The organism is Shewanella sp. KJ2020 (assembly GCF_024197625.1).
Taxonomy (GTDB): Bacteria; Pseudomonadota; Gammaproteobacteria; order Enterobacterales; family Shewanellaceae; genus Shewanella.
In genome coordinates this window covers 80,776-92,869 of record NZ_JAKUKD010000018.1, presented here as the reverse complement: position 1 = coordinate 92,869, position 12,094 = coordinate 80,776, and the positions used below count along the sequence as shown (strand labels likewise).

Genomic DNA, 12,094 nt, shown 5'->3' with positions numbered 1-12,094 from the left:
TTGATTTAAGGTTTAAACAGGTAGAGTAATATTGACTTCAAGCCCATGTGGAATGCAGTTTTTCGCCTTAATCTTACCCTTATGGGCGGTAATCGCAGCTTCGGTAATGGCAAGTCCTAAACCCCAACCGCCACTTTCTCTCTGTCTTGCCGAATCGGGGCGGTAGAAAGGCTTAAAAATAGCATCAAGCTCAGAGGCATCAATGCCAGGACCATCATCTTTAATGGTGATATAGACTTCATCAGCCGTGGCGCTGGCGTGTATATAGATATCATTTTGGGCATAACGAATCGCATTGCGCAGCAGGTTTTCGATGGCGCGGGAAAGGGATTTTGGAAATTGAGCTAATTCGATATCTTCATCTATTTCTATGGTGATTTTTTTGCCCTGTTGCTCGGCTTCAAATTCTGCATCATCCAATACTTGGCTTAAGGATTCGGCTAGGCCTAATTTGACCTTTGTCTCGTTAGTGCTGAGTTTAACTCGTGACAACTCGAGTAACTCGGCGATCAGTTTCTCTAACTGCTCGGCCTCGTAGGCGATGCGGTCTGTCTCTGTGGTTTGCTGCCCCTTTTTACGGGCGAGGGCGAGGGATAGTTGCAGGCGCGTCAAGGGGGTGCGCAGTTCATGGGAAATGTCACCCATCAACCGCTGTTGGTTGTTCACCATAGCTTCAATGGAATCCGCCATGCTGTTAAAAGCAGTGGCGAGTTGGCCTATTTCATCATTACGTTGGGTTGTTGCCCTATCTACGCGGTTGCTTAAGTCACCTTCTGCGAGGGCATTGGCACTCTTTTTAAGTGAATTTAATGCTTTGCCTAGATGCCATGCGAGTAGGCCACAGAGTAATCCCGATAGAAAAATCGCTAGGCTTAGCGTTAATAGCTTGTTTTCAATGAAGAAGAAAAACCAAGGACGCGGATGGATATCCGGTAGGCGGCCATAGATAAAATAGGTTTCACCTTCTAAGGTGAATTGGTGGGGACCGAAAACCAATTCGTCTTTAAATTGATGGCTAATAGGTTGTTTTTCTTCATCGGTCATTAACATAAAGCTGCGAACACCGCGGCTTATTCTATTGGTATTAAGCACTTGTCCTTGGCTGTTTACTAAGTACAGCCGCAGTGGTTTACCTTCTATATCCCTGTGTCTTTCCCAGCGGCGCAGAAAATCTGATTTGAGTAGAGTCGGATTTTCTTGGATGCGTAATGCAACCGTGGCGAGCATTTTTTCAAGGTGCGGTGGAATGGGTGCCCTATCATGATTTTGTTGTAGCAATGGCAATAGGCCAACCAAAGCAATGATCAGCGAGCTGCAGAGCCAAAATCCGAGTAATAATTTGATAAATAAGCGATTAGGCACAGTCAACTCCGCCGTTTAGGGTAACCAAATATAGCCTTTGCCACGGATAGTTTTCACCCTCGGCCTGCCATCGCTACGTTCGGGGAGCTTTTTCCGTAAATTGGACAGGTGCATATCTAAACTGCGATCGAAGGGCATCAGTTTTTTACCGAGCACAATTTCGTTTAATTCTTCCTTATTCATTAACTCGCCAGCGTGCAGCGCCAGAGTATGCAGCAGGGTAAATTCTGTGCCAGTGAGTATGATCAACTGCTCGTTACAGTAAGCCTCTTGGCGGGAAGGGTCTAAACGCAGATCACCAAATTCCTGTGCTGGAGTCGCATGAATTTCTTGGGCCGTTAAATGGGAGCGGCGGATAATGGCGCGAATACGGGCGATAAGCTCTCTGTCGTTAAAGGGCTTAGGCAAATAGTCGTCGGCCCCGATTTCAAGGCCAACAACGCGGTCGATTTCATCACCTCGGGCGGTCAGCATTAACACTGGGGTTTGCTTATGTTGTCGTAGGGCGCGTAGCACTTCGAAACCATTTAACTTAGGTAACATCACATCGAGTAAGATCAAATCGTAGTCCGTCGCCAAGGCCAACTCTAGGCCCTGTTTGCCATCGTAGGCCAGGGTTAACTTAAACCCTTCTAACTCGAGTAATTGCCCGAGGAGTTCCGATAAACCGAGATCGTCATCGATCAATAATATCCGACTCATACTGTTCCTTAATCTTTGTGATATGGCTTTATACGCTTTTATCACTGGCAATTTTGTACTTTGGCTGAGTATACCCGTTTTGATGTCAATTGCTGTGTAGCAATGTAAGCCAAAGTAAAGAATAGAGAATCTGCTATATCCAAGTTACCTCAAGAGTCGAGTTTCAGCATATTAAGGTTGTTTGGGCAGAGTTATTGTCGCAACTTTACAGTGATTTACTCAGGCAACGCCCTCACTTACATATAGCCCTTTAGACTGTAATGGTCGAAAGTGATTTGGCTTTTAAAAGGGTCGTCACTGTGTCTTATCTTTACAACATAAAGTTGAACTATTGAGGTTAACATGATGAAAACATTATCTCCTTTAAAAGCAGGCCTATTTGCCTTATTCGCAAGCTCAGCCGTATTAGCGACAACGGTCAATGCAGAACCGACTCAAGGTTGTGACCATTCAATGGGTGAGTTCCATAAAAAAGGCGATAGGATGGCCCATGACGGTATGCACAGAATGTTTGAAGGGCTCGATTTAACCGATGCGCAGAAGGCCGATATTAAAAAACTGTTTGCCGAGCAACGTGCCGCTCGCAGTGAAGATCGACCAACGAAAGAAGCACGTTTAGCCCTTCGCAATGAACTGCAAGCTTTAATCACCTCTGCAAGCTTTGATGAAGCACAGGCCAAGGCGTTACTCAGCGCGCAGCAAGAAAAGCGTCAAGAGCATGCTATCGAGCGTATGAAGATGCAGAACCAAATTTACAATCTGCTGACGGCGGAGCAGCAGGCTAAATTTAAAGCGCGATTTGAAGCACAAGTTGTTAAATAACCTCGCGGTTAAGCAACTTAGCTGATATACAATAGAGTCATAGCTTCCCGATATAAATCCCAATGACTCAAACTTCCCAATACGATTTTTGGGTCAAACTGGCTAGCCGCGCTTCCGTGGCTACCGCTTTGACCCTTATTACTATCAAGCTATTGGCTTGGTTATACTCAGGTTCTGCCAGTATGTTGGCGTCCCTGACGGACTCCTTTGCCGATGCACTCGCTTCTATTATCAACTTTATTGCCATTCGCTATGCGTTAGTGCCTGCCGATCATGACCATAGGTATGGTCACGGAAAAGCAGAACCCTTAGCATCCCTCGCCCAATCAGCCTTTATTATGGGCTCCGCTTTTTTGTTGCTGTTTTACGGTGGAGAACGCCTTATTACCCCTGCACCTGTGGAAAATGCCACCCTAGGGGTAGTGGTTTCTGTGGTTGCGATAGTGTTGACACTGGCATTGGTGATGTTGCAAAAACGGGCGCTCGCCGCAACCAATAGCACAGTGGTAGAAGCCGATTCATTACACTATAAGTCCGACCTATTCCTTAATGCAGCTGTGTTATTGGCATTAGTCCTATCCCAATATGGCTGGTGGTGGACAGATGGATTATTTGCGGTAATGATTGCCTTTTATATTGGTCATCAAGCCTTTGGCCTAGGTTATCGCTCAATTCAGGCTCTGTTAGACCGAGAGTTAGATGAAGAAACCCGTCAGCAGATCAAGCAAATTGCGAAGGAAGACCCTCGGGTGCAAGGGCTGCATGATTTACGGACGCGGCAGGCGGGTAAAACGGTTTTTATTCAATTTCATTTAGAGCTCGATGGCAATTTAAGTTTGAATGAAGCCCACAGTATTGCCGATACAACAGGGATAAGAGTCAAGGCTGCATTTGAAGATGCTGAGGTGATTATTCACCAAGATCCGGTAAAACTGGAGCCGAGTCTCAATCCGTAAGTTTAGGATGAGATGTCGCGGTTAAAACAAGTCTACGACTGTATAGCGGTTCTTTTTGAGCCGCTTATTTAAAGCTGAATCAATCCTGTATAGAGTGTATTTAATTTTTGTCACCGGTAACTCTTCTTATCGGTTTGTTGTAATATCCGCAGCGTTTAGTTATCAGCTTAAATCATTAGGGAAGTATGATGAAAAAATTATCTTTAGTTACCATTTCTTTATTATCAGTATTAGCGACAGCCCAAGTTTCTGCGGCCACCGACACAACAGGATTTTATGTAGGTGGTGCATTGAATAAAGTCACAATCGATGGTGATGATTTTACTGACTCTCAGTCAGGTACTGGTATTGGTGCTTACGGCGGTTATAACTTTAACGACTGGTTTGGTTTAGAAGCTAACCTGTTTGCCACTGGCGATCTAGGCGATAGGGATGTGGATGTTAGCGCTGGCGCATTAAGCTTTACACCTAAATTTACCGCACAAATCAATGATATTTTCTCAGTTTACGGTAAAGTGGGTATCGCCTCTATGGCGATAGTGCTCGATGGTAATGGTTTTGATGAAGACTTGACTGGTTTTGGTTGGACCTACGGTGTAGGTGTAAATGCTGCCGTGACCGAGCACCTCAATATTCGAGTCAGTTATGATGTCACTACGGGTGAATTGGATGCTGATAATAACTATTTAGGATTAAACGATATTGACACAGATATTAAGCAATTTGCTGTCGGTGTACATTATCAATTCTAATTTGTCGGTATTTAGCGCGTTTAATCGTCGCGAGCCGCAATAGAATAAATCTATACAAAGGGATATGAATATATCCCTTTTTGTTGTCTAAAAATAAACCTATATCGCTATTATTAGCGGGTAACGCTTAATCCATAGACAACTCTTTTAATTTTCGCGTTAGCGTATTTCGCCCCCAACCTAAACGTTTCGCCGCTTCTTGTTTATGGCCTTGGGTATGGCGCAGCGCAGTTTCTAGTAGAATACGCTCGAAAGCGGGCTGCACCTCGGTCAATAGATCGCTATTTCCCTCCGAGAGTTTTTGATCTATCCACTCAGTCAGTGCTGATTGCCAATCTTGGCTGCCTTTCGCCGCGTGGGCCACACTCACAGGCTCTTTGAGCAGCTCAGGCGGTAAATCCTGGGGTAAAATTTCTTGCCCCGATGCCATTACGGTTAACCAACGACAGGTGTTTTCGAGCTGCCTTACGTTACCCGGCCAGGGAAGCTGTGAGAGCTTAGCCGCAGTTTCCTTGGTCATTATTTTAGTTTCGACGCCGATTTCCTTTGCCGCCGAGGCCAGAAAATGGGTAGCGAGCTGGGGTATGTCCTCACGGCGTTGTGATAGTGGCGGTAAGTGCACGCGGATCACGTTGAGGCGATGGAATAAATCTTCCCTAAAGCCGCCTTTTTGTACTAACAATTCAAGATCTTGGTGGGTCGCCGCAATAATGCGCACATCGACTTGTACCGCGCTGTGGCCACCGACTCGGTAGAACTGGCCATCGGCGAGGACCCGTAGCAGTCGTGTTTGCACATCCAGCGGCATATCGCCGATTTCATCTAAAAAGAGGGTGCCACCGTTAGCTTGCTCGAAGCGACCTTGGCGCACGTTGGCGGCACCTGTGAAGGCACCTTTTTCATGGCCGAAGAGTTCAGACTCGATCAAATCCTTAGGGATCGCCGCCATGTTCAGCGCGATAAACGGCTTATCTTTACGTGGGCTGTGCTTGTGTAATGCGCCAGCCACTAACTCTTTTCCCGTACCCGATTGACCATTGATCAGCACGCTGATCGATGAGCGTGAAAGCCTACCTATAGCGCGAAACACTTCCTGCATCGCTGGCGCTTCACCTATGATTTCGGGGGTTTTGACTTGGGTTTCCTGCGTGGGGGCCGGGCTCTGCTCGGTTGCATGGGTGAGTGCGCGCTCGACGAGGGAGATGGCCTCATCGATGTCGAAGGGTTTGGGTAGATACTCAAATGCGCCCGCTTGATAGGCGCTGACGGCACTGTCTAAGTCCGAGTGCGCCGTCATAATGATCACGGGGATATGTGGGTAATGGATTTGCAGCCTTTCGAGTAGGCTGAGCCCATCTGTTCCCGGCATGCGGATATCCGACACTATTACCCTTGGTTGGGAGATCTCTAATGCCTGCCATAGGGACTCAGCCGCGGCAAAGCTGGCGGTGCTGAGTTTGGCACCTTGGAGTGCTTTTTCTAGCACCCAACGTATCGAGCTATCATCGTCGAGGATCCACACTTGTTCACTCATTCGCATCTTGCTTCCTCATACGGTATGGGTTGGTGCTGTCGCAATTATTTGGCGCTTAAAATCGGTAAAGAAATCATAAATTCGGTATGCCCTGCGCTGGAGAGACAATCGATTCTGCCCGAATGTAATCGGGCAATATTATGGGCAATTGACAAACCTAGCCCTGAACCTTGCTCCCGGCTGGTGACCATAGGGTAAAACAGCGTATCCATCAGCTCTGGTGGTATACCAGGACCATTGTCGATAATGGATAGGGTTAGCACTAGCTTGTGGCGCTGTGAGCCTATTGTCACTTGGTGCTGGGTGCGAGTGCGGATCAAAATCTCGCCGCCCGTATGCTCAAGTGCTTGGACTGCGTTTTGCAAAATATTGAGCACGGCCTGCTGCATTTGGTCTGGGTCCATCTCGATATCGGGAATGGACGGATCGTAGTCTCGCTTTAACTGGATATTGGCGGGCAGCGTCATTTCCACCAGTTTGTACACCTTCTGCACCACTTGATGAATGTTATGCAGACTGTGTTGTGTCGGCCTTTGGGGGCCGAGCAGGCGGTCGACTAAGTTACGCAGGCGATCGGCTTGCTCTATGATTAGGCTAGTAAATTCCTTTTGTGCCGGGTCGTCGAGTTCCCGGGATAATAGCTGCGCCGCACCGCGCAGACCGCCGAGGGGATTTTTGATCTCGTGGGCTAAGTTACGCACTAAAAACTGCGCCGCTTGCTGTTGTGCATCTTGGCTCAGTTGCTGGTGGATACGTCGCTGTTGGTCGACTTGGCGCAGCTCAAGCAGGCTCAATTGCGTTTCATTTTCGAGGGGGATCAGTGTGAGATCCACAGTGTGATGTTGGCCATCGAGGGTGACAAGTGTGGCGGTGTTTACCGTTAATCCTTGGCTGGCTTGTACGGCATCACTCAGCAATTGAGCCTGGATACCAAGAATTTGATAATGCTCCGGCAAGGCTTGCTCTATTAGTCTATGGCTACCCACGCCTAATAATTGCTCTGCCGCCGCATTGGCATAGCAAGGTTTGAGATCCTTATCTATGACAAGTACCGCAGTGACTAAATGATTAAGCAGAGTCTCTTTATCCATCGACCGTTCCTGAAAATAAAGTTGCACCACTATGGTGCACCAATCTGGTGCAAGCTGCAACTCGACTTCATCAAACGGTCTAATTTATCCTGAACAACCTAACACATTGTTATTAAATGTCTTAATTGGATTTTGGTTGTTTCTTTGGGGGTGGAGTCATCGCCGCTTGATGAAGAAATATCTTTCTTGGTGAACTAGATGCAAAGACTTTGCCGCTTTGAGTCATAGCGTCAACAACAAGGGTATGTTCGCCCCTATCTATGTTGGTGAGTTTAAATATGCCGCCCACTTGGGGTTGGCCAACCACTTGTCCATCGAGTTTTAATGCCATCAGATATCGGCCCTTAATTTCGGGTGTCACAGTGGCTATCACTTCAAAATCGCCATTATTATCTCTGACGGTCGCTTCTTCTTCAGGCGAAGTGATATTGACTTGATAAGCCATGTTTTCAATCACTTGATCGTTAGCGCTAGAATCGAGTTGGGCTGGAGGTAAGGCGATTTGGTTCAAGGTTTTCTCTTTTAACTCAACTACTTCTGCATTGGGATGTGGTTCATCAGAGTAATGAACTTTCCCATCCTTATCGACCCATTTATACACAGTTGCCTGTGCCAGCATGCTAAGCAGCAATAGGCCTATGAGTGTGAATGTGCGCATGCAAAAGCCCTTTTATCAGTGAGGGGGAGTTGATCAAGATTAGTCTCTTTTACATCAAAAATCATGGTGTTTGTTATGCGGCGTCGTTATATGGAAGGTGTAAAGCAGGCAGAAAAAGGGAGGCAAAAGCGGACTGGGTCCAATGTGCTTAAATTCGGGCACTATCATGTACCCGAACTCGAGTTGTAAATTACAGGCTTGCGTCGAGTCGTTTCTCGATCTCACTCGCTTTAACCCAAGCAGAGTGTTGGAACAATTGAGTTGCATAGCGTTGAATGTGTTCAAATTTTGCGAGATCGCCACTGTTAGCCAGTAGTTCGACCACGAAGGACATCATAATATCCGCGCCTGTGAGCTTGTCTGCAACCAAGTAGGTTTTATCGGCTAACCTATCATTGAAGTAGTGGCTTATCTTGCTGACTTCCATCGCCGCATAACCTTCAAGGAAGTTGGTTTTACAGCCATCCTTTTGCACGAACATACGCAGTAATAAAGGCAGCATGGCTGAGCTTTCGGCAAAGTGTAGCCATTGCAGATAATCGACGTAGTCAGCGCTGTCTCTAGCCGGTGCTAAGGTGTCAGCCGCATATTTTTCAATCAGATACTCAGTGATCGCGCCCGACTCGGCTATCACTTGCCCGTCCATTTCGATAACGGGAGATTTGCCCAACGGATGAATTTGCTTAAGTTCGGGTGGTGCGAGAAAAGTCTGGCTATCACGCTGATAACTCTTGATTTGATAAGGTTGACCGAGTTCTTCTAGCAACCAGATGATACGTTTAGAGCGTGATTTATTGAGATGGTGCAAGGTGATCATGGGCTTCCCTTTCGACGGTGAGAGTACATTTTGGCTACCGCACCATTATGGTGCGGCAGATCTTTTTTAACGCATTTAGCACACTTGTGCGCCTGTCTTTGTTTATTTCAAGCTGAGCATTGCGTATTTATCGCTTAGCCTCTCGCGTTCAGTTGCGCAACTATGGCCTGCGCAACGGCTTCCGATGACCCCGGATTTTGGCCTGTGATCAAATGGCCATCTGCGACGACAAAGCTTGTCCAGTCATCACCTTTGACATAAGTGCCACCATTTTTCTGCAGCATGTCTTCAACCAAAAATGGCACGACATGAGTGAGTTGCACGGCTTCTTCTTCAGAATTACTGAAACCAGTAACACGCTTACCGCTGACCAATGGCTTACCATCACTGGTTTTAGGATGCAGCAATGCAGCAGGCGCATGACAGACTAGCCCTAGGGGTTTATTCGCTTGATAGAACTGTTCAATCAAGGCGATAGAATGCTTATCTTCGGCAAGATCCCACAGTGGGCCGTGGCCGCCTGGATAGAAAACCGCATCATAATCCGCTGCGTTTATTTCACTTAAGCGAGTGGTATTTGCCAGCAGTGCTTGCGCCTCGGGATCTTTGCTAAAGCGCGCAGTAGCTGCGGTCTGAAAGTCTGGCTCATCACTTTTAGGGTCGAGCGGTGGTTGACCGCCCTGTGGCGAGGCTAAGGTAATATCAAAACCTTTATCTTTAAACTCATAAAAAGGTGAGGCGAATTCTTCGAGCCAAAAGCCGGTTTTTAAACCTGTGTCGCCGAGTTTATCGTGTGACGTAAGTACCATTAATATATTCATTTTCATACCTTTACCTAAGTTGCTCACCTCAATACGTGTGAGCTTTGGGTTTAGTTCAATCAGGATACTATTTGACGTTAGAGGGCTAAGGTCAAAATCTCACGACTCATGGCTGGGTCAATATTGCCGTGTTCACCAAGCGCCACCATGCCGTGCAGTTCAAGCTGTTTCACGACAGTATCAACGTGGCTGGCATCGAGATCATAGGCAGATAAATGTGTCGCTATGCCCATGGCTTCGAAGAAAGCCTTGGTTTTTGCAATGGCGGCATCGATGCGCTCGTCATCAGTACCTGTGTTGATGTGCCAAACTCGGTCGGCGTATTGGAGTAACTTTTCGCGTTTAGCCTCTTTTGTGCACTGCAGCAGGGCAGGCAGTACGATTGCCAATGTACGCGCATGGTCGATATCGTAAAGTGCAGTGAGTTCATGGCCTATCATGTGGGTTGCCCAGTCGTGGGGAACACCGACGCCAATCGTGCCGTTAAGTGCCATAGTGGCGACCCACATTAAGTTGGCGCGAATGTCATAGTCTTGGGGTTGCATTAGTACCTGTGGACCAAGCTCAATCAAGGTTTGTAGTAGACCTTCGGCAAATCTGTCCTGCACGGCAGCGTTAACTGGGTAAGTTAAGTATTGCTCTGTGATATGCACAAAAGCATCGACCACACCGTTGGCCACTTGGCGTTCTGGCAAGGTGAAGGTTTTCGTCGGATCGAGTATGGAGAATTGTGGATAAACCAAGTCATTACGGAATGGCAGCTTAGCTTGCAGTGATTTACGGGTCACTACGCTGGCGTTGTTCATCTCTGAACCCGTCGCTGGCAAGGTTAATACTGAGCCAAAGGGCATAGCTTGAGTCACTTTTGCGCCCCAGCTAGTGAGGATGTCCCAAGGTTCACCTTCAAATACCGCTGCCGCGGCAACAAATTTAGTGCCATCGATAACCGAACCACCGCCAACCGCGAGGAGGAAGTCGATATTCTGCTCACGCACTTGGGCGACGGCTTTCATTAAGGTTTCATAGGTTGGGTTTGGCTCAATGCCATCGAACTCGACAACGAAACGATTGCCCAATGATTGTTTTACTTCGTCTAACGTGCCGGTTTTTCTGGCGCTGCTGCCGCCAAAGAGGATCATGACTTTAGCATCGCTGGGTACTAAAGCATCAATTGCGGCGATAGTGTTTTTACCAAAACGGATGCGGGTCGGGTTGTAATAGTTAAAATTTAGCATGGACAATTTATCCTACGATTTCATTAATAAGTGGCCCTTAAATTAGTAGACCAGTCGTCTAATTTGAGGGCGTGAAAATGTATTCTTTAAAAATCTTTGGCTGATCGATATCAGCCAATATTAGTTTTGAGTCGGTTTAGATTAAGGGGCCGTTTTAGGCGTTAAAATGGCTTTAGTCGTCACGAGCGCGCGTTCGAGTGCCGCAGGGCTGTGGCCTAATTTATTCATTAAGCTGGCGCCTAACCACATGTGATACAACATTTCCGCGGTCGATTGCGGATCTTGCTCGGCGATTGATTTATCAGTTATGCCCACTTGAACACAAGTGGTTAGCCTGTCTATGATGCCGGCGGAACCTTTCAATAAGGCAAGGCGCATGGCTTCGGATAAATCGGCCACTTCGGCGCTGAGTTTCACGACCAGACACTTTTGATCTACGCAGCCGTCGGCTTGTACGTGCAGCCATTGTTGCCAGTACTGCATCAAGCGTTGATAGCCCGTCAGTGTTGAGTCATTGAATAATGCGTCTAAATCTAACTGATATTTTTCAAAATAATCAGTAATCAGCGCTTCGCCAAATTGTTCTTTGGATTTGAAGTAGTGATAAAACGAGCCTTTAGGCACTTCGGCCGCCTGCAGCAGTAGGGATAAGCCGACGCTGGAGAAGCCTTTGCGTACGATCAGCTTATAGCCGATGTCGAGAATGTGCTGGCGAGTGGATTGAGTTTCAATTTTCATGGGGCGTAGCATAAATCAAATTAGACCGGTCGTCTAGTGTTGGTTTTATCTTCGATTTTCAACACGCCCAATTTAATCTTCTTTAAGTCGGGAGGTTTAAGCGGTCCTGAGTCAGTTTAACAAAACGGCCAGATTGATAAAAAGCCAGACGGATAAGGCATGCAGAGGGGGAAATTGTGGCAAGGAGAAATGGTTCGGTAGGACAAAATACCCACAGTGCTGAGATAAACCGTCACAGTGGGCATTAGATTCATAATTGATATTGAAACTTTTACTCAATCAAGCTGATTAGAGGTAACTGCAGCAATATTCGGCAATGGCTGTATTGCGGATTTTGAAGCTGACATTGGCGGCAAGCTCAAATTGCGTGCCTTCGCTAAATTCTTGCCAAGTCGTCGTTTCTGGCAGTAATACCTCAAAACGGCCGCTAGTCACTTCCATAATTTCGCCCTGAGAAGTCGAAAATTCATATTCACCAGGAAGCACTACACCTAACGTTTTTTTACTGCCATCGGCAAAAAATACACTGCGGCTGGCAACTTTACCCTCAAAGTAGATATTAGCTTTTTTAGCGACTGATACTTGTTCAATTAAACTCATTATTTA

13 protein-coding genes are annotated in these 12,094 nt (G+C 46.9%); 3 read left to right on the top strand and 10 right to left on the bottom strand.

Annotated elements, in window-relative coordinates; translation table 11 throughout:
• Positions 1–12: 12 nt before the first annotated feature.
• On the bottom strand, positions 13–1,362 hold the full coding sequence (locus MJO46_RS11450) for an ATP-binding protein (protein WP_253989422.1): 1,350 nt from the start codon (positions 1,360–1,362) through the stop codon (positions 13–15).
• Between the two features lie 15 nt (positions 1,363–1,377).
• Complete coding sequence (locus MJO46_RS11445; RefSeq protein WP_011074105.1) at positions 1,378–2,064, bottom strand: response regulator; 687 nt, start codon at positions 2,062–2,064, stop codon at positions 1,378–1,380.
• A 345-nt stretch (positions 2,065–2,409) separates the two neighbouring features.
• On the opposite strand from MJO46_RS11445, the gene MJO46_RS11440 reads away from it, so the two are divergent.
• From MJO46_RS11440 to MJO46_RS11430, 3 genes are all read left to right on the top strand, one after another.
• Complete coding sequence (locus MJO46_RS11440; protein WP_253989456.1) at positions 2,410–2,886, top strand: Spy/CpxP family protein refolding chaperone; 477 nt, start codon at positions 2,410–2,412, stop codon at positions 2,884–2,886.
• A gap of 62 nt (positions 2,887–2,948) precedes the next feature.
• The gene (locus MJO46_RS11435; RefSeq protein WP_253989421.1) at positions 2,949–3,842 is read left to right on the top strand and encodes a cation diffusion facilitator family transporter; all 894 of its coding nucleotides are present in this window, start codon (positions 2,949–2,951) and stop codon (positions 3,840–3,842) included.
• A gap of 188 nt (positions 3,843–4,030) precedes the next feature.
• Entirely contained in the window at positions 4,031–4,594 is a 564-nt protein-coding gene (locus MJO46_RS11430) for a porin family protein (RefSeq protein WP_253989420.1), read from the top strand.
• 127 nt (positions 4,595–4,721) lie between these two features.
• Here the strand turns inward: MJO46_RS11430 and glnG are convergent, their stop codons facing one another.
• The 8 genes from glnG to MJO46_RS11390 form a co-directional block, all read right to left on the bottom strand.
• Complete coding sequence (gene glnG, locus MJO46_RS11425) at positions 4,722–6,134, bottom strand: nitrogen regulation protein NR(I) (protein WP_253989419.1); 1,413 nt, start codon at positions 6,132–6,134, stop codon at positions 4,722–4,724.
• A 38-nt stretch (positions 6,135–6,172) separates the two neighbouring features.
• On the bottom strand, positions 6,173–7,219 hold the full coding sequence (glnL, locus tag MJO46_RS11420) for a nitrogen regulation protein NR(II) (protein ID WP_253989418.1): 1,047 nt from the start codon (positions 7,217–7,219) through the stop codon (positions 6,173–6,175).
• A 121-nt stretch (positions 7,220–7,340) separates the two neighbouring features.
• On the bottom strand, positions 7,341–7,877 hold the full coding sequence (locus MJO46_RS11415; protein ID WP_253989417.1) for a DUF4124 domain-containing protein: 537 nt from the start codon (positions 7,875–7,877) through the stop codon (positions 7,341–7,343).
• 190 nt (positions 7,878–8,067) lie between these two features.
• Complete coding sequence (locus MJO46_RS11410) at positions 8,068–8,694, bottom strand: glutathione S-transferase family protein (protein ID WP_253989416.1); 627 nt, start codon at positions 8,692–8,694, stop codon at positions 8,068–8,070.
• 134 nt (positions 8,695–8,828) lie between these two features.
• Positions 8,829–9,521 (bottom strand): type 1 glutamine amidotransferase domain-containing protein, encoded by a 693-nt coding sequence (locus MJO46_RS11405; RefSeq protein WP_253989415.1) that lies wholly within the window; start codon positions 9,519–9,521, stop codon positions 8,829–8,831.
• A gap of 71 nt (positions 9,522–9,592) precedes the next feature.
• Positions 9,593–10,750: an iron-containing alcohol dehydrogenase gene (locus tag MJO46_RS11400; protein WP_253989414.1), complete on the bottom strand. Its 1,158-nt coding sequence runs from the start codon at positions 10,748–10,750 to the stop codon at positions 9,593–9,595.
• A 141-nt stretch (positions 10,751–10,891) separates the two neighbouring features.
• Positions 10,892–11,488, bottom strand: coding sequence for a TetR/AcrR family transcriptional regulator (locus tag MJO46_RS11395; protein WP_253989413.1), 597 nt, complete (start codon positions 11,486–11,488; stop codon positions 10,892–10,894).
• 288 nt (positions 11,489–11,776) lie between these two features.
• Positions 11,777–12,088: a pyrimidine/purine nucleoside phosphorylase gene (locus MJO46_RS11390; RefSeq protein WP_253989412.1), complete on the bottom strand. Its 312-nt coding sequence runs from the start codon at positions 12,086–12,088 to the stop codon at positions 11,777–11,779.
• Positions 12,089–12,094 lie beyond the last annotated feature (6 nt).